Consider the following 18,179-nt stretch of genomic DNA (forward strand, 5'->3'; position numbering starts at 1 on the left):
GGACGTGTTTAGAAGTAGGATGAGCCTTGTATGATGAAAAAAGTGACCTCCATTAAGAGACCACTTTTCTTCATCTTCTCCGATTCATGCCATCAAGCTTGACCGGCTCAGCTAAATATTGAATTCTTTCCAGTACCCTGGCCGCCTTCACTTCTTCCTTCTCACCACGCTGTGAAAAGGTCAGGTGGTTCTCCAGGCCATTCAAGTCAAAATTCGAAGTGAAAAACGTTGGCAGGTTTTCCAGCATCCTGAATTGTAAAATCGGACCAAAAACCTCATCGCGTCCCCAGCTCGTCATGGACTCCGCTCCAATATCATCAAGCATGAGGACAGGTGCCGTTTTCACCATTTCAATTTTTTCATTGACCGTATTATCACCTATCGATCCCTTAAGTTCCCTCAAGTAGTCAGGTACATAGACAATAAGGGAGGAAATTTGCCTTTTTGCAAGTTCATTGGCAATCGCACCTAATAAGTACGTTTTCCCAACGCCGAATTTCCCATAAATATATAAGCCTTTTTGCCTTTTACCTGGCTCATATTCCATAATGAACGACATCGCTTTACTTAAGACAGACAAGCGTTTGTTTTCATTATCCGTTTGGGTAAAGTCTTCAATGCTCGCCTTTAAAATATCCTTCGGTACATACAGGCTGCGGATCAACTTTTCCCGTTTCCGCTTTTCATCCTCTGCCAATTTCCGCGGGCAGACTTCATAATGCAGGTTCAGGGCTTTCCCTTGAACCACCAATTTGGGATAATACCCCTGCATCATATTGATGCAGCCATCCAAGCTCGGACATTTATCACACTTATTGCTTTGTGAAGTGAACTCATAAAGCTTCCCCAAGTTTTTATCAATCATTTCCTTCGTGACCGTCGAGCTGTTGGCATTCATAAATAACCGCACTTGTTCGTTTTCAAAAATCTCCTGCTTCAGCTTTTCATAACGCTGTTGAAATTGATTTGTATTCGCCAATTTATTAAGAGACCTATTAATCTTTTCCATCGTTCATTTCACCTCCTGCTTTCCACTGCTTCCATTTCTCCAGAAGCTCGCGTTTCTGGGCATCCAATTCAGGCTGATCTGCATTCTGCTCCTGCTGTGCTTCTTCTTTTTTCTCAAGCCACTCCGGAACCACTTCTTCACGTATCGCCTTTTTCCGGCCGCCCTTCGCAGCATTCCTGCTTCCTTGAGCCCAGTCCTGATATTTCCTATGTTCATTTTTAGCCAGCTCCATCGCCTCGACCACCGTGGAGACCTTCAGTCGTGCCCAATGGCCTGCCAGCTTTTCGACATAGCCCTTCGTGAACTTCATATCCGTTTTGAGCATGACATATTCAATCAAGACATTGACGACACCCGGATTCAGCTTTTGATTGATCATCACGCCCTCAACGACTTTCAAATCACCGCTTGATGGCTCTGCACCGCCAGACAATTGCATCAGCCGCTCCCTTGGGGAAATCGTCTCCAAATGGCGGATTAACTCTTGTTCCTGTGTTTTCGGTTCCTCTTTTTGCGTCCGTTCACGAATCGGCTGCACCCGATTGACAAGGGAAGGCATATCGGCCTGTCGTTCAATTTGATACCAGTCCCTTGCCGCCTTTCTGAGCACTTCCTCATCGATCTCATCATCCAATGAAACGGCATCCATTACTAGTTTTTGCATTTCAAGCGGATCGATGCCATATAAAAAAGCAAGTTTGGCAATCGTATTTTTTATTTTCGGAGTAAATGCCTTTTTCGGTACGATCGAGGATTTTATCCCGGCAAATAAAAGGTCGAAATCAAATAAGTCATCAAACCCCGATGGCTCGACGCCTTCCGTCCGATCGATGTATTGCTGTTCAGGCATCGGCTGCCATTCATTTTTCGCTTCATCCGTTACATATAAAGAGTCCAAATGATCTGATGAGAATACTTCCGCAAAAGATTTAGTCACACCTTCATATTGATCGGTTAAGATATGGTCATCACAAAAGAATCTCTTTAACCGGTTGAATTGCGCTTTACCGATTTTTTTGTATAAGTAAATATTCAGCATTCCATCCGTGAAAAACTGCTGGGGGGAAAGCGGCGGGTTTAACTCATAGATGAATTCCTTCGTTTCATTTTTCGATTTCTTATATACATTCAACAGACCGATTCCCTCAAGTAAAAGCCGGGCTTCGTAAATATCAGCTAACTTAAGGCCGATGGTATTCATTAATTGATAATGTGAGGAGGTTTCCGACCATAGCCTGTTCTCCTCCAACTCACTCCATAACGTCATATATAGGCTAATGCATATAGGTCCAATAAGAGGTTGATATAGTCGGGTAAGTATTTTCCGATCATAGTCATGAAGCAGCCCCGCAGATGAGACCAAATATGAATCAGCTGGGAGCAATTCTTGCCAATGCTTTGACATCTCCATTCAAACCTTTCAAAAGATGTAGTGAAAAAAGAGCCAAAGTGAATCTTCAGCTCTACTTTCTTTCTTTATTTATCAAATCTTTCAATTCATCGATAAAGACATTGATGTCTTTAAATTGTCGATAGACGGATGCGAACCTTACATAGGCAACCTCATCGACTTCTGCCAGCTTGTCCATCACCATCTCGCCGACATTGTCGCTTTTCACTTCCGATATGCCCTGGTTGCGTAGTTCTTTTTCTACATAACTGGTAATTTGCTCTAGTTCTTTCAAGGGAACCGGGCGTTTTTCGCAAGCCCTGATTAAGCCACGCAGGATTTTATCACGACTGAACTCTTCCCGCGTCCCGCCCTTTTTCACTACAATAAGCGGTGTTTCCTCCACCTTTTCAAATGTCGTGAATCGAAAACCACATGCCTCACATTCACGGCGTCGTCGAATCGATTTACTTTCATCGACTGGCCTGGAATCGAGCACTCTTGTTCCGTTATATTGACATGATGGGCATTTCATCATTATCAGCTCCGTATTTTATGTAGGACTCCCCTATCTAAATGTTCCCCAAGGAATTACTTCTCTATCTTAATCTTATATTAAATGGAACGGCCAGTACAAGTAAAAAGTGTAACTTCCGGCAGCAGGCACTTTTTGTTCGGCCGTTGAAGCACCGTTGTCAAAGTCTTTATGCTGCAAGGGCATCCTCCCCTATAAAGGGAAGCAGACTGCCGATTGATTGCATTAAAAAAGAGATGCACCCATGGCATCTCTGTGTATACGTGTTTTTTATAGGGCACTTATATTGGCTTTTTTCATTTGTACAGGACCTAATCCACGTGGTAATTCTATGTTTTCACGTGTTTGCGCATTCAAAGCTTCTGCAATATAATCTGCCGCAATATTCGGATCCAAGTTACCGCATGTATAGACATCAATGCTCGCATAGCCGTGTTCTGGAAAACTGTGAATCGTTAAGTGTGATTCAGAAATGATGACAACCCCGCTGACTCCTTGTGGAGCAAATTTGTGAAAGGCAACTTCTCGTACCTCTGCACCTGATTTCAAAGCAGCATCAACAAAAATCTTTTCAATTAAATCGATATTGTTCAGTTTTTCAAAGTCACAACCCCAAAGTTCAGAAATGACGTGTCTACCCATAGTTTCCATAGTGTAAGCTGTTTCCATATTAAGCTTCCCCCTTACCATGATTTAAAAATAAGTTCTGATAACTACCACGGGGGAAAGTTAGTCCAAAGAGGTCCTAACCCTTTAAGTAGCCATCATGCAAACCGCTATTGAAGAAGTTCACGATTCATAGTATATATGGTTTGAATTTTTTTTGCAACTCCAAATTGAATTTTTGGAAAGATAAACTTTATATGTAATGGGGATATAGCGAAGGTTCAAATGTGGAGCAAATTCCGTCTTCGGTTTATTCAGCGCCATAAAACAGCCGGGAATTCATGGATCACTGCATGAAAAATAGCCCCCTAAAAAAATTCAGCAGGCTCTGACTGTAGACAAACTCAATAATTGAGTTTGTCTACAGTATATTAGGCCGTTGATTGGAACGTAGGGCACTCGCTTTCCGCGGGCGGTCCGGGAGCCTCCTCGGCGCCATAGCGCCTGTGGGTCTCCCTTGGACGCACTTTCCCCGCAAGAGTCTCGAACACCCGCTCCAATCAACTTTGTTTTAACAGTAAGATAGAACTCTTTTACCTACAGTCTATTTAAGGAAGAAACCAAGGAGATTAAGGGCAGTTCAACTGATACTGAGAGTAGCTACTATTATGTGAATGATGAACGAACAAAATAAGTTTGCCTATTCGTTTCATTCGGCATCATACGCAATGGATTTGTGTTAGGGACGATAGTAACACCCGGAAATACGCATGATAATCATATCTTAGAGCTTCTGGTTGAACTAGTGATTGAGAAAGTTGGAAAACCAGGAGCAGATGCAAAAGAAAAGTATGGTATGCGTTAGGTCACCATTCTCTATAACTGCTTCAAATCCGATAAAAAATCAAAAATAGCCCGCTAAAAAAATTTAGCAGGCTCGTTTTTTTTCATTTTATTTTACTGATAATTCGACTTCGGAAGTTTTTTTCAACTCGGAGCCAACCAATTTCACTAGGTCCACTACCCGGTTGGAGTAACCCCACTCATTATCATACCATGCAAGGACTTTCACTTTCCTGTCCCCGATCATCATCGTCGTCAACCCATCGATGATTGCAGAGTGTGGATTCGTTTTGAAATCACTGGAAACTAAAGGTTCCATCGTGAATTCCATGATACCTTTGAGTTCATTTTCTGAAGCATCGATGAAGGCTTGGTTCACTTCATCAATCGTGACATCACGGTTTAAATCCACAACAAGATCGACTAAAGATACGTTAGGTGTCGGTACACGTATCGCCATTCCATGAAGCTTGCCTTTTAATTGCGGCAACACTAGTGAGATGGCTTTTGCAGCTCCTGTAGTCGTAGGAATCATGCTTTCCGCAGCGGCACGGGCACGTCTCAAGTCTTTGTGCGGGTTATCGATATTATTTTGATCATTAGTATAAGAATGTATCGTTGTCATTAAACCGTTGTTTATGCCGAATTTTTCATCAAGCACTTTTGCAACCGGTCCAAGGCAGTTCGTTGTACAAGATGCATTGGATATGACGAAATGCTTGTCAATTTCCAGCACTTCCTCATTTACTCCCATTACAATGGTAACGTCTTCATTTTTACCCGGCGCTGATAATATAACTCTTTTTGCTCCTGCTTCTAAATGAAGAGCTGCTTTAGAACGATCATTGAATTTGCCAGTGGCTTCAATTACAATATCTATGTTCATCTCTTTCCAAGGCAATAGCTTTGGATCGCGGTTATTTATTAGTTTTACTCGGCGGCCATTCACTATTAGTGAATCATCTTCAGCTATAATGATACCGTCGAATTTACCATGTATCGTATCATATTTTAGTAAGTGTGCTAAAGTTTCAGCTGGATAGCTTGCATTAATGGCAACAATGTCCAAACTCTCATCTAATATGGCTTTTCGGAAAACCATTCTTCCAATTCTCCCAAATCCGTTAATCGCTATTCTTGAATTCATTGTTCGGACCCTCCAGAAAATATTAGTGTTATACTTATTACCTTTCACATGTAATTAGTATAACATAATTCAGAGGAATTGTGCTAATAAAAATGCGGATTGTTCTTATTTTTTCAACATAAAAAGAAGAAACCGGGCGGTTTCTTCTTTTTATCATAATTATATGACATACCATTCGCTAAGTATGGACTTCACTTGCCGCTTCGTTTCATTAATGTCCCCATTATTATCGATGACGGCATCCGCTAAAGCCTTTTTATCGGCCAAGGGCATTTGCGAATTGATCCTGGCAAGTGCATCAGTCTCCGAAAGACCATTCCTGTTCATTAATCGCTGCAATTGAACTTCCTCATCCACATAGACCAATAGCGTCTTATCCACCATGAATGTCAGCTTGCTTTCAAATAGAAGCGGAATATCCATGAACACCGTTTCTTCACCTGATGATAGTGCCGCTTCCGTTTTGAGAAGCATCCAACTCCTGACGGCAGGATGCACGATGCTATTCAATAGCAATCTCTTTTCTTGATCATGAAATATGATCGACCCAAGCTTTACGCGATCTATATTCCGATCCGTCAATAATATCTCTTCACCAAACGCCTTCACAATTTGATGGTAGGCTTCTTCACCTGGCTCAACGACAGCACGGGAAGCCAGATCTGCATCTACAATCGTGAATCCGAGTTCCTGTAAATAGAGGCTGACGCTGCTTTTCCCACTGGCGATGCCTCCGGTGATTCCGATGATTTGTCCCATAAGCTCCCCCTTTTAAACCATGTATCATAACTTGAATATACCGATGATAATCAATAGTACACCTGGAAGAAAGGTCAAATGCTGGACAACTTTATTATTTGAAAGTAATTTCCCGCTTTGAATTCCGCTCCAAATGAAAATCGAACTCATAACAGCGATGCACCCTGCGAGAATAATCGGTGAAATGCCGATCATAGCCGCTCCAACTCCGGCCCCGAAAGCATCCAGCGAAAGTGCAAACCCGAGAACAAGCGCTTCAACTCCAGTAATCGTGCCTGATTTATCAAAATCGGCATTCAATGGTTTTTGTAAAATATTAATGACTACCCCAAGTGATTTAATTTCAAAATTAAAGATGATCTTTTCATGATATCTATCATCTTTCAGTTCTTTTTCAGGCTTAAAATACTGGTATACCATCCAGGCACCAAGAAAAATGAGGATGATGCCACCCGTTTTTTCAGCCGCCCCGATAGATATGAGCTGACTGATGAATTGTCCGATGACCATCGCTATACCTAAACTCAATGCAGAGCAAAATGAGATGACCGCTATTGACCTTAAGGGGATTTTCATCTTCCGCATACCGAATGTCAAACCTACGCCAAATCCGTCAATACTAACTGCAAAAGCAAGAAAAATAATTTGTAGCCACATCGGAATATTACTCCTTCCCTACTCGTTGCTACCCTAGTATATGGAAGGAGCCCATCCGATGTGTTAGAAAAAACATTACCTATTTAAGCGGCTGGCATAACGGGCAAATATGTGTACCGCGTCCTGCAACAACCAGTTTCTCAAGGGGCGTGCCGCATGTTTTGCAGTTCTCGCCCTTACGTCCATAAACATTCAATTCCAACTGAAACATGCCGATTTGCCCTTGGGAATTAATGTATGAACGAATCGTACTTCCGCCTTTTTCCACAGCTTCCCCTAAAGTCGCAATGATTTCTCCATGCAACGTCTTGATTTCCTGCAATGAAAGTGAAGAAGCGATTCTCTCTGGATGAATACGGGAGCGGAATAACGACTCATCCACATATATATTCCCAATCCCGACGACAACCGTTTGATCAAGGAGAACGGGCTTGATTTTCCTGTTGGTTCTTGCCAGCTTCCTACTTAGCCCCTCGACAGTAAAATCTTCAGACAAAGGTTCCGGCCCTAAATGCAAAAGGGGCAGCCGATCAAGTTCTTCCCCTTTGGCAAATAGATGCATCGTTCCGAATTTCCGGACATCCCTGTACCGAAGTTCACTGCCATCAGTGAATGTGAAGATCACATGGGTATGCTTATCATACGGCTCTTCTTTTGGATGCACGCCGTATTTCCCTTCCATTCTTAAATGCGAAACCATCGAATAATCATCCAAGGTGAAAATGAGGAACTTGCCCCGACGGCCTATTCCCCTTATCGTCTGTCCCCTTAAAGCATCCTGAAACTGTTCGACAGGTTCAGGCGCTTTAATGATCTTTGGCCAAAAGACGGACACTTCCTTGATCTCTTTTCCGAGTACGAGCTGCTCTAACGTTCTTCTGACTGTTTCCACTTCTGGAAGTTCTGGCATTGCAATCACCTATCTTTTATTATTTGGCATCAAACCATGTTGGCCCGAAAGCATAGTCCACTTTAAGGGGCACGTTCAATTCAATGGCACTTTCCATTTCCTCCGGGACGATCACTTTAAGGATTTCCAGTTCCTCAGGAGGGGTTTCAAAAATCAATTCATCATGCACCTGAAGAAGCATTCTCGTTTTAAGCCCTTCACTTTTCAGGCGCTTATTCATGTTTATCATGGCAAGCTTGATGATATCCGCGGCGCTGCCCTGAATCGGCGTGTTCATTGCTGTCCGTTCGGCAAAGCTCCTTATGTTGAAATTCCTGCTTGTTATCTCAGGTATATAGCGCCTTCTTTGCATCAGAGTCGTGCTATATCCTTTTTGACGGGCCTCATGTATGCTTTCTTCCATATATTCCTGAACACCAGGAAAGCTTCTTAAATACTTCTCGATGAACTCTCCAGCTTCTTTTCTTGTGATGCCAAGACTTTGCGATAGCCCGTAATCACTTATACCATAAACGATTCCGAAGTTGACCGCTTTGGCATGGCGCCTCATGTTCGAAGTGACTTCCTCTCCCGATACATGGAACACATCCATGGCTGTCTTTGTATGGATGTCCATCCCGGCCTGGAATGCTTCCACCAATCCGCTGTCATTGGCGATATGCGCCAGAACGCGCAATTCGATCTGGGAGTAGTCGGCAGCAAAAATGATCCAATCCTTTTCGGAAGGAATGAAGGCCTGCCTGATTTTCCTTCCTTCTTCCAGTCTGATCGGGATATTCTGAAGATTGGGATCTGTTGAGCTTAACCGGCCGGTCTGGGTCAATGCTTGGTTGAACCGGGTGTGCACCTTGTCCGTTTTGCCATTGACCACCTTAAGCAACCCCTCAATATAAGTGGATTGCAACTTACCAAGCTGGCGATACAATAGTATCTCCTTAACGATATCATGCTTGCTCTCCAGTTTTTCCAGCACATCGGCTGACGTCGAATAACCTGTTTTGGTTTTCTTCATGACAGGAAGCTCCAACTTTTCAAACAGGATGGCCCCAAGCTGTTTAGGTGAATTGATATTGAACGCCTCTCCAGCCAAATCAAAAATTCGTGCCTCGATGTTTCTTAAGCGAATGGCTAATTCCTGTCCCATGTTTTTCAGTCGGCCTATATCCACCTTGATTCCCTGCCATTCCATATTGGCCAGGATTATCGATAGTGGCAGCTCCAGTTCCGTAAATAGGTGAAATTGCTCGAACTCTTGCAGTTTATCGATCATCGGTTCTTTCAGGGACGAAATCGCCTTCGCTTTTCTGGCGATATGCTCCCTCAATTCCGCTTCCTCAGGTATTTTGCGTTTTGCACCTTTTCCATAAAAAACATCATCCGTTTCAAGGCGGATAGTACCTTGAGTTTTCGTGATTTCAGCCACTTCGTCCACTGACTCTGCCGGATCCAGGATATAGGATGCCAAAAACACATCAAAATCGATGCCTTTTATTTCGACTCCTCGATGGCGAAGTGCCACAACCGTACGCTTCGCATCGAAAACCGTTTTCTTTTTTGTTTCATCCTCTGCCCAGGATTTAAAGGCCCCGGAATTCAGGGCATCATCTCCATGGAAGTAAAAATGACCTTGTTCATTACTGATGGCGATTCCTATTATATCGGCACGATGATAATTATCTTCTAAAATTTCAACATACAAAGCACTCTCATCGGCAAACATTCCTTCTGTCATTTCAGCCGAGTGAACCTCAATCTTCTCCTGTTCAAGCGGCGCACTTTCCGTTACATCCAATTTATCAAGCAAAGTCGAAAAGCCAAGCTCTTTATAGAATGAGATGACTCGATCCTGATCCATGCCAGTATACTCAGTCTCGTTTACGGAAACTTCAAGCGGCGCTTCCCTCGTTATTGTAGCCAACTCTTTGCTTAATAGGGCCAGGTCTTTATGTTCTTCTATTTTCTCTTTCAATTTCTGTCCGCTTACCTCATCAATCGACTGCAAAAGGTTTTCAACTGTTTCAAATTGATGCAATAATTTAAGGGCAGTCTTTTCACCAACTCCCGGAATACCGGGAATATTGTCAGAGGCATCTCCCATCAGCCCTTTTAAATCAATGATTTGCAAAGGGGAAAGACCGTATTTTTCATGTATATGCTTTGGAGTGTATTCCTCAATTTCAGTAATCCCCTTTTTCGTGATGGAAACCGTCGTACTAGGGGAGGATAATTGCGTTAAATCCTTATCACCGGAAATGACCTTCACTTCAAAACCATCTTTTTCCGCTTGCAAAGAAAGCGTACCGATAATATCATCGGCTTCGTAGTTCTCCAGTTCATACCTTTTTATTTGAAAACAATCAAGCAGCTCGCGAATGAAAGGGAATTGCTCCGATAATTCTGGCGGCGTTTTTTGGCGCCCTCCCTTATATTCTTTAAATGATGCATGTCTGAATGTCGTTTTACCCGCATCGAATGCCACAAGTATGTGCGTTGGCTTTTCTTCTTCAAGAATGCGGTTGAGCATCATGGTGAATCCGTACACGGAATTGGTATGGACCCCCTTATCATTATTCAAGAGCGGAAGCGCAAAAAACGCACGGTATGCTATGCTATTTCCATCTATTAGTACTAGCTTTTTATCCAAATCCGTCTTCCTCCAGTCATACAGGTTTATGTAGTTATAGCTTCTATATAAAAACGCAAAAAGCCGTCCATTTTCCTTCTCTATTCTACCATGAGTAGAAGCGGAAAGAAAAATGACGGCATCAAGGTTATTTAGTATTTCCCATTAACAAGCTGGCATATGGGGAATCCGAAGGAAGAACGATTACAGTTTGATCTCCGATCGTTTTTTTGTAGGATTCTAGAGTCCGGTATAGTTTATAGAATTCGGGATCTTTGGAAAACGACTTATTATAGATTTTCGCTGCTTCCCCTTCTCCTTCAGCCCTGATCACTTCTGCATCAGCCTCTGCAGTAGAGAGCAATTCTTTCACTTTCCTATCAGTATCCGCAATGATCCGGTTTTTCTTCGCATCACCTTTGGAAAGGTATTCTTGCGCTTTCGATTCCCGCTCTGAAATCATCCTCTTGAAGACGGACGCTTCGTTTTCGGCGGGCAGGTCAGTCCGCTTTATCCGGACATCCGTCAAGCTTATGCCATAACTGTCCTTTTGCAGCAGATCGTTGACTTTTTCGGTTATGCGGTCGTTTAAACTTCCCCTGGATGACTTCTCATCATTGATGATTTCATCATAATTCAGCTGGCCCAGCTCCGAACGAACTGCCGAATAGATGAACTCTTCCATTTTCGTTTCGGCATTCTCAAGTGTCCTTGCATTTGTAATCAATTTCTTCGGATCTTCTATTCTCCAAACGGCATAGTTGTCGATCAGCATCCGCTTTTTATCTTTCGTATTGATTTCCGCTTCTGAAACATCAGAACTCATCTGATACTTCGGCAATGTCACGACACTCTGAATAAATGGCACCTTCGCTTTCAATCCCGGGGTCTTATCGATCCTTACAACCTCACCGAATTGGCGGACGACTTTATATTCTCCCTCTTTGACGATATATACATTGGTGAAGATGATTAGCAGCAGAGCGATGATGATAATCAGGAAAATGCCGAATCTCACATAGCCCCTCCAATGAAAATTCCCTTTTTTGAGTTCAGAGAAATCTACTATTTTTCCGCTCATTGTTTAGCGCCCCCTTCCCCTGTCGCTTTTTCTTCCGATCCATTCCCTTTTTTCGTTTCTTCTTCAGGTATAGCGGCTTCATCAGGGGCAGGTGTTTTTTTTGTTTCCTCCTTTTCAAGCGAGCGAAGCGGCAAGTACTTCATTGTGTTTCCATCATCATTCATAATATAAATCTCTGCATTCGGCAATACTTCCTCAAGGGTCTCAATAATAAGGCGGTCCTTCGTAATCCCCTTATTGCCCTTATACTCACTGAGTAATTTTTCAAAGACCGCTACATCCCCGCGGGCAGCTTCCGTACGGGCAGCTTTATCCCCATTAGCCTGAGAAATGAGGGCATCTTTTTCCCCTTCCGCTTCATTCATACGCTTATTTTCATATTTATCCGCTTCGTTGATTTTCGTATTCGCCGTTTCCCGGGCATCCGTTACATTGGTAAATGCTTTCCGCACTTCTTCATTCGGTAACTCCACGTCCTGGAGTTTAACCGCAGATATGGAAATCCCGACATCATATTTCTCCATTAGCTGTGACAATAAATCGCGTACATCCGCTTCGATTTGCGCTTTTCCAGATGTAAGGGCATCATCGATTTTCGTGCTGCCGATAATGCTCCGTAATGCAGCTGAAGTCGTATCATATAAAATTTTTTCCGGGTCATCTGCATTGTATAGATATTTTGGAGGGTCGGTGATTTTCCACTGAACCACTAGGTCGGCAAGCACAATATTTTCATCACCCGTAATCATTTTGGTTTCACTCGGGTAATTCGTCACCTCTCCATCCTCTTCTTTATATCCAAATTTAAGACTGAATGTTTCTTTAGATAATTTCTCAACCGATTGAATGGGCCAAGGCAGTTTAAAGTGAAGTCCTGGTTCCGTTATCGTCTCCTCCACTTTACCAAACGTCATTATGACAGCTTGATCGGATTCATCAACCGTGTACCAGGTCGATATCGCAACTACACCTAAAATTAAAATAAGAAAGACAAGACCTGTGATCGTATATATCCTTTTTAAGCTAACGATATGTATCACCCCTTCTTTGCAGTTATATCTTATTTACGCAAGAAAGGGCCTAAAGTTTCATGAAAATCAAATATTTTCCTAGAAAAATAGGAAAGAGGAATGGTTCCCGGGGAATATAGCCAAAATTAAAAGACAGAGAATATGTCTCTGTCTAAAGTTTTTAAGGGTTTTGTACAATTGGAACGTTGGGCACTCGCTTTCCCGCGGCCGGTCAGCCCTTTGCGCTTAAGGGGACTCCTTGGACGGGCTATTCCTACAGGAGTTTCGCTCACCTGTTCCGATCATCTTTGCTTTAAAATTTAGATTGAACTTATACAAAAAAAATCAAACAGAGACTATGTCTCTGTCAATGTTTAACTCCTTGGATGAGGGGTTGTACAACCATTGTACCCCTTCATTATGAAGTCAGTTTTAAGGAATTGTAAAGGACTTGTAAATAAGAAACCCGCTACATTTTCCCTTTTAAGCTTTTATTTAAAGTGACTGTAAAAGTCGTCCCTGTTCCAGGTATGCTTTCGACGTTGATTTTACCTTTATGGACTTCAATTATATGCTTGACGATTGCCAGTCCAATGCCCGTTCCTCCAGAATCGCGGCTCCTCGCCTTATCAATTCGGTAAAATCGTTCAAAGATCCTTGGCAGTTCTTTTTCTTCGATGCCGATCCCGCTGTCTTGAACTGCAATATCGACCGTCTGTTCATTTTCAATGATATCAACGCTGACCCTGCCGCCATTTGGTGTATAGGTCAATGCGTTCGTAATCAAATTGATGAAAACCTGTTTGATCCTGTCAGATTCCCCTTCAATGAATACTGGTTCCGGTGATGTTTTAATTTCAAGGGATACTTCTTTTTCCTTCAGCTTGCCTATAAGCATCTCTTGTATTTCGCCAAGCACTTTGGTAATATCCACGACCCCTGCGTTTAAAACAAATTCCTGTTGCTCCATTTTGGATAAATTCAGAAGCTCCTGAATGAGTTCTTGCAGCCGGTCACTTTCTTTCAGGATAATCGATAAAAAGTGCTTTAGGGTCTTTTCGTCTTTTAGTGCGCCATCTAACAATGTTTCAGAAAAACCTTTAATGGATGTGATCGGAGTCCTCAATTCATGGGACACATTAGCGACGAAATCCTTTCGCATCTGCTCGAGCCTTTTCAATTCGGTGATATCATGGAAAATGAGGAGGATCCCCTTCCATTCATCATGATTCCCGATAATGGGAGCCCCGTAAATCTCAAAATGCTTACGTTCTATGGCAAGCGGTATCTTCACCTGTCGTTTTATCGTTTTTTCCGTTCGAAAGATCTCTTCGATGATGGCTATCACTTCCTGATCTTTAATGACCGAATAATATTCCTGGAACAAAAACGTAGCGGCGTTCACATGGAAGCTTTTCTTGAATTCCCGGTTGATTAAGGTCGTATACCCTTTACTGTCTATCAGCAAGACTCCACTACCGATATTTTCAACAAGCGCTTCCAAACGATCCTGATTCATTTCCCTCGCTACCTCTGTTTCCTGAAGGTTCCTCGCCAATATGTTCAAGGAAGTTGTCAGCATTCCCGTTTCATCGGAATGCCGCCCGAATGTCCGGGTTCCGTAATTCCCTTTTGCCAATTCAATGGCTGCCATCGTCGCCTCTTCGATCGGACGGGTATAATATGAAGTGATTTTGCTCGCAAGCATGAGAATGATGATCAAGGCAACCCCTAAACAAATGATCAATATTTGCCACATTTGTTTATTTACTTGATGGATGGCCTCTATTTCATTGCTATGGACGACAAAGCCTTCAATTTCGCCGTCCTTTTCAACCGTCTTCCAATAATAATGGAGGTCCGATTCCCCTTCGACCACTTCATACCCTTCCCCATGCTTAAGCCCTTTTTCCAATGTTATTTTGCGAAGGACATTAGCGTGGCTTTTAAGTATTTCATTGGATGATGTGGAATCGTATAATATTTCCCCACTCTTGGAGAGAATGGTTAAATTCGAATCTAAAAGGGGTGTCAATTTTGCCGTCTTCCCTTTTTCCAAAAAGGACTCGATTCCGCCATGCTCCTGAATATATGTAGAAATGAAAAATGTTTCGTTCTGTATACGCTCATTGAACGTTTTAATATAATAACTTTTGAACAAGTGTCCTAATAAAAAGCCCACGGCCATCAGGACGACCATCACCAATGTGATGAGGGTATATAAGAGCTTTTTACGATAGGTCGTCATTCTTTTTTAGGCTCCTCAAGCTTATACCCCAAGCCCCTTATCGTTTTAATATAGAGAGGTTTTTTTGTATCTTTCTCTATTTTTTCACGAAGATGGCTGATATGGACATCGACGATCCGTGAGTCTCCCGCGAAATCATAATTCCATACCGCACTGAGCAGTTGATCCCTGGTCAGTACTCTTCCTTTATTCTTCGCCAAGTATAAAAGTAATTCAAATTCCTTTGGAGTCAATTCTAATTGCTGTTCATCAAAGAATGCTTCGTATCGTTCTGGGAACACTTTCAATTCCCCTAATTTCAAGAGACCATCTTCCTGATCCTGACTTGACTCACTTCCGTTCGATTGCAACTGGGATCTTCTTAAAATGGCTTTAATCCGGGCCACTACCTCCCTGGGACTAAATGGCTTGGTCAAGTAATCATCCGCACCTAGTTCCAGCCCCAGCACCTTGTCAAATTCATCGTCCTTAGCTGTCAGCATCAAGATCGGTATATTGATTTTTTGCTGGCGAAGCTGCTTACATACTTCAAGCCCGTCCATTTTAGGCAGCATCAAATCCAATACCACTAAATCGGGGCGTATATCCACGGCAGCCTCCAGCCCCTGTTCTCCATCCAAAGCTGTGATAACCGTATAGCCTGATTGTTCTAAATTGTACTGAAGTAAGGTAACTATTGATTGCTCATCATCCACTACGAGAATTTTCTTTGACATTAGATCCTCCTGAATTATGTATTACCCAAAAGACCAATTCCTTGGTCTACTCATCCAATTCCATTATAAAGAATATTATATGAAAATTACACATAAAAAAAACTGAAATAAAGTTATTCCTATCTTCAGCAGGGAGATTATTAGTTCCAGGATTCTTTTGAAGCGGATTAAAAAACTGCCCGGAGTCGGAAAAAGGCCTTGGCCTGTTCTTCCAATATCCGGGCAGTCTATATGATCTCTCTTATTGAAGGACTTGCATAACAGCTTTAACAGATTCGACTGATTTCGAAAGTGCAGCCTTTTCATCTTCAGTCAAATCAAGTTCGATGATTTGTTCAATACCGTTTGCACCAAGTACAGTCGGCACTCCTAGGTAAATACCTTCAAAGCCGTATTCACCTTCAAGATAAGCGATGGATGGAAGAACGCGACGTTGGTCTTTAAGTATTGCTTCAGCCATTTCCACAAGAGATGCAGCTGGTGCATAATATGCGCTTCCGTTTCCAAGAAGGTTTACGATTTCTCCGCCGCCAGTGCGGGTACGAGCTACTATTGCTTCTAAACGATCTTGAGGGATCAATGTTTCCAAAGGAATTCCGCCTGCATAAGAGTAACGCACTAGAGGTACCATATCGTCTCCGTGTCCGCCAAGTACGAAACCAGTTACATCTTTAACGGATAAGTTTAATTCTTGAGCAACGAAAGTGCGGAAACGAGCTGTATCAAGTACACCTGATTGACCGATAACGCGTTCTTTAGGGAAACCAGATTCTTTGTATACAGTGTAAGTCATTGCATCTACAGGGTTAGTCAAAACGATGATTGTTGTATTAGGGGAATATTTAACTACTTCTTTTGTTACTGATTTCATGACCTTTTGGTTAGTTTGAACTAAGTCGTCACGGCTCATGCCGGGCTTACGGGCAATTCCGGCTGTGATGATCACTACATCGGAATCAGCAGTTTCTGCATAGTCGGATGTACCGGTGATATTAGCATCGAAACCTAGAACAGGTCCTGCTTCCGCCATATCAAGGGCTTTACCTTTTGTAGGGTTTTCAGCTTGCGGAATATCAACCAAAACGATATCACCAAGTTCTTTTTGAGCTGCCAGGAATGCTGCTGTAGCGCCAGTGAATCCGGCACCTACCACTGTGATTTTTTTACGTTTAGACATGTTATTTCCTCCTTAAAATATATAAATACTTTTGGAATACTTTTAACATTCTCTTGAAAATATATATAAGCCTCCTGGAAAAGCAGCCCGTTCAGGCACTTTTCCAGAAAGCATACAATGAATTATTTAAGGTTTTTAATAAGCTCGTCTGCGAACTCAGAACATTTAACTTCTGTTGCACCTTCCATTAGGCGGGCAAAGTCGTATGTAACAACTTTAGAAGCGATTGTTTGTTCCACTGATTTCGTGATGCTGTTTGCAGCTTCGTTCCAGCCAAGGTGCTCAAGTAAAAGAACGCCTGAAAGAAGAACTGAAGATGGGTTAACTTTATCAAGACCAGCATATTTAGGAGCCGTTCCGTGAGTTGCTTCGAAGATGGCATGTCCAGTTTCGTAGTTGATGTTTGCTCCTGGAGCGATACCGATTCCGCCAACTTGTGCAGCTAATGCATCAGAAATGTAATCTCCGTTCAAGTTCATTGTTGCAACAACATCAAACTCTTTAGGACGAGTCAGGATTTGTTGTAAGAAGATATCAGCAATGGAATCCTTAACGATGATTTTGCCTTCAGCTTCAGCAGCGGATTGTGCTTTGTTAGCAGCTTCAGTGCCTTCAGCATCTTTAATTTTGTCATATTGGTTCCATGTGAACACTTTATCGGCGAATTCTTGTTCTGCAACTTCATAACCCCAAGTTTTGAATGCACCTTCCGTGAATTTCATGATGTTACCTTTATGAACAAGCGTTAATGACTTACGGCCTTCTTTGATCGCATAGTTAAGTGCAGAGCGAACAAGACGTTTTGTTCCTTCCTCGGAAATCGGTTTGATTCCGATACCTGAAGTTTCAGGGAAACGGATGTTTGTAACACCGAATTCATTTTGCAGGAAATCGATCAATTTCTTAGCTTCGTCAGAACCTTTTGCATATTCGATACCAGCATAGATGTCTTCAGTGTTTTCACGGAAGATGACCATGTCAGTGTCTTCTGGACGTTTAACTGGTGAAGGTACACCTTCAAAGTAACGTACTGGACGAAGACATACGAATAAGTCCAAAACTTGACGCAATGCAACGTTCAATGAACGGATACCGCCGCCGATTGGAGTTGTAAGAGGTCCTTTAATAGCAATTAGATATTCGTTAATGACATCAAGAGTTTCTTGTGGAAGCCATTCGCCCGTTTGGTCAAATGCTTTTTGTCCAGCTAAAACTTCTTTCCATTCGATTTTCTTTTCGCCATTGTAAGCTTTTTCAACTGCTGCGTCTAAAACGCGGGATGCTGCAGCCCAGATGTCAGGACCGATTCCGTCTCCCTCAATATAAGGAACGATTGGATTGTTTGGTACGTTAAGAGCACCGTTAGTAACTGTGATTTTTTGGCTTTGTGTCATGTCTCTTACCTCCGATTCAAATTCAAAGGTTAGATGGCCTGCCATTAAATAAGGCAGAACCACTAACCTTTTTT

15 protein-coding genes and 1 pseudogene are annotated in these 18,179 nt (G+C 42.5%); 1 reads left to right on the top strand and 15 read right to left on the bottom strand.

Going from position 1 to position 18,179, the window contains the following annotated elements:
• Window positions 1-70: 70 nt before the first annotated feature.
• The 4 genes from dnaI to speD all read right to left on the bottom strand — a co-directional run bounded on the left by dnaI (window position 71) and on the right by speD (window position 3,585).
• Entirely contained in the window at window positions 71-1,009 is a 939-nt protein-coding gene (gene dnaI, locus ACIROD_RS06540) for a primosomal protein DnaI (protein ID WP_101222887.1), read from the bottom strand.
• Window positions 996-2,414, bottom strand: a complete 1,419-nt coding sequence (locus ACIROD_RS06545) for a replication initiation and membrane attachment family protein (protein WP_230176760.1) — start codon at window positions 2,412-2,414, stop codon at window positions 996-998. The genes dnaI and ACIROD_RS06545 overlap by 14 nt, the downstream gene beginning before the upstream one ends.
• Before the next feature lie 58 nt (window positions 2,415-2,472).
• The gene (gene nrdR, locus ACIROD_RS06550) at window positions 2,473-2,934 is read right to left on the bottom strand and encodes a transcriptional regulator NrdR (RefSeq protein WP_057911467.1); all 462 of its coding nucleotides are present in this window, start codon (window positions 2,932-2,934) and stop codon (window positions 2,473-2,475) included.
• 270 nt (window positions 2,935-3,204) lie between these two features.
• Window positions 3,205-3,585, bottom strand: a complete 381-nt coding sequence (gene speD / locus ACIROD_RS06555) for an adenosylmethionine decarboxylase (RefSeq protein ID WP_034311443.1) — start codon at window positions 3,583-3,585, stop codon at window positions 3,205-3,207.
• Window positions 3,586-4,150: 565 nt separating this feature from the next.
• On the opposite strand from speD, the pseudogene ACIROD_RS06560 reads away from it, so the two are divergent.
• A pseudogene (locus tag ACIROD_RS06560) lies at window positions 4,151-4,381 on the top strand (IS5/IS1182 family transposase); the annotation flags it as partial.
• Window positions 4,382-4,492: 111 nt separating this feature from the next.
• Here ACIROD_RS06560 and ACIROD_RS06565 read toward each other — a convergent pair.
• From ACIROD_RS06565 to icd, 11 genes are all read right to left on the bottom strand, one after another.
• The gene (locus tag ACIROD_RS06565) at window positions 4,493-5,530 is read right to left on the bottom strand and encodes a glyceraldehyde-3-phosphate dehydrogenase (RefSeq protein ID WP_230176759.1); all 1,038 of its coding nucleotides are present in this window, start codon (window positions 5,528-5,530) and stop codon (window positions 4,493-4,495) included.
• Window positions 5,531-5,689: 159 nt separating this feature from the next.
• Window positions 5,690-6,289, bottom strand: a complete 600-nt coding sequence (gene coaE, locus ACIROD_RS06570; protein ID WP_402938872.1) for a dephospho-CoA kinase — start codon at window positions 6,287-6,289, stop codon at window positions 5,690-5,692.
• Between the two features lie 24 nt (window positions 6,290-6,313).
• A complete protein-coding gene (ytaF, locus tag ACIROD_RS06575) occupies window positions 6,314-6,946 on the bottom strand; it encodes a sporulation membrane protein YtaF (protein WP_101222895.1) in 633 nt (210 codons plus the stop codon).
• A 79-nt stretch (window positions 6,947-7,025) separates the two neighbouring features.
• Entirely contained in the window at window positions 7,026-7,856 is an 831-nt protein-coding gene (mutM, locus tag ACIROD_RS06580; protein WP_230176758.1) for a DNA-formamidopyrimidine glycosylase, read from the bottom strand.
• A 19-nt stretch (window positions 7,857-7,875) separates the two neighbouring features.
• Window positions 7,876-10,500: a DNA polymerase I gene (gene polA, locus ACIROD_RS06585; protein WP_402938875.1), complete on the bottom strand. Its 2,625-nt coding sequence runs from the start codon at window positions 10,498-10,500 to the stop codon at window positions 7,876-7,878.
• 127 nt (window positions 10,501-10,627) lie between these two features.
• On the bottom strand, window positions 10,628-11,560 hold the full coding sequence (gene hflC, locus ACIROD_RS06590) for a protease modulator HflC (RefSeq protein WP_101222900.1): 933 nt from the start codon (window positions 11,558-11,560) through the stop codon (window positions 10,628-10,630).
• Window positions 11,557-12,591 carry an FtsH protease activity modulator HflK gene (hflK, locus tag ACIROD_RS06595; protein ID WP_230176855.1) on the bottom strand — a complete coding sequence of 345 codons (1,035 nt, stop codon included), beginning with the start codon at window positions 12,589-12,591 and terminating at the stop codon, window positions 11,557-11,559. The genes hflC and hflK overlap by 4 nt, the downstream gene beginning before the upstream one ends.
• Window positions 12,592-13,039: 448 nt before the next feature.
• Complete coding sequence (gene pnpS, locus ACIROD_RS06600) at window positions 13,040-14,818, bottom strand: two-component system histidine kinase PnpS (RefSeq protein WP_230176755.1); 1,779 nt, start codon at window positions 14,816-14,818, stop codon at window positions 13,040-13,042.
• On the bottom strand, window positions 14,815-15,534 hold the full coding sequence (locus ACIROD_RS06605; protein WP_101222903.1) for a response regulator transcription factor: 720 nt from the start codon (window positions 15,532-15,534) through the stop codon (window positions 14,815-14,817). Before ACIROD_RS06605 ends, pnpS begins: the two co-directional genes overlap by 4 nt.
• A gap of 241 nt (window positions 15,535-15,775) precedes the next feature.
• On the bottom strand, window positions 15,776-16,711 hold the full coding sequence (gene mdh / locus ACIROD_RS06610) for a malate dehydrogenase (protein ID WP_101222904.1): 936 nt from the start codon (window positions 16,709-16,711) through the stop codon (window positions 15,776-15,778).
• A 122-nt stretch (window positions 16,712-16,833) separates the two neighbouring features.
• Entirely contained in the window at window positions 16,834-18,150 is a 1,317-nt protein-coding gene (gene icd / locus ACIROD_RS06615) for an NADP-dependent isocitrate dehydrogenase (RefSeq protein WP_402940129.1), read from the bottom strand.
• Window positions 18,151-18,179 lie beyond the last annotated feature (29 nt).

The sequence above is a fragment of the Peribacillus sp. NPDC101481 genome, from assembly GCF_044767165.1.
Lineage (GTDB): Bacteria > Bacillota > Bacilli > Bacillales > DSM-1321 > Peribacillus.

Coding starts and splice junctions, on each gene's coding strand:
- speD (WP_034311443.1), bottom strand. CDS start 3,585: ATGGAAACTATGGGTAGACACGTCATTTCTGAACTTTGGGGTTGTGAC.
- ACIROD_RS06605 (WP_101222903.1), bottom strand. CDS start 15,534: ATGTCAAAGAAAATTCTCGTAGTGGATGATGAGCAATCAATAGTTACC.
- hflC (WP_101222900.1), bottom strand. CDS start 11,560: ATGAGCGGAAAAATAGTAGATTTCTCTGAACTCAAAAAAGGGAATTTT.
- dnaI (WP_101222887.1), bottom strand. CDS start 1,009: ATGGAAAAGATTAATAGGTCTCTTAATAAATTGGCGAATACAAATCAA.
- mutM (WP_230176758.1), bottom strand. CDS start 7,856: ATGCCAGAACTTCCAGAAGTGGAAACAGTCAGAAGAACGTTAGAGCAG.
- ytaF (WP_101222895.1), bottom strand. CDS start 6,946: ATGTGGCTACAAATTATTTTTCTTGCTTTTGCAGTTAGTATTGACGGA.
- mdh (WP_101222904.1), bottom strand. CDS start 16,711: ATGTCTAAACGTAAAAAAATCACAGTGGTAGGTGCCGGATTCACTGGC.
- ACIROD_RS06565 (WP_230176759.1), bottom strand. CDS start 5,530: ATGAATTCAAGAATAGCGATTAACGGATTTGGGAGAATTGGAAGAATG.
- coaE (WP_402938872.1), bottom strand. CDS start 6,289: ATGGGACAAATCATCGGAATCACCGGAGGCATCGCCAGTGGGAAAAGC.
- pnpS (WP_230176755.1), bottom strand. CDS start 14,818: ATGACGACCTATCGTAAAAAGCTCTTATATACCCTCATCACATTGGTG.
- ACIROD_RS06545 (WP_230176760.1), bottom strand. CDS start 2,414: ATGTCAAAGCATTGGCAAGAATTGCTCCCAGCTGATTCATATTTGGTC.
- nrdR (WP_057911467.1), bottom strand. CDS start 2,934: ATGAAATGCCCATCATGTCAATATAACGGAACAAGAGTGCTCGATTCC.
- icd (WP_402940129.1), bottom strand. CDS start 18,150: ATGGCAGGCCATCTAACCTTTGAATTTGAATCGGAGGTAAGAGACATG.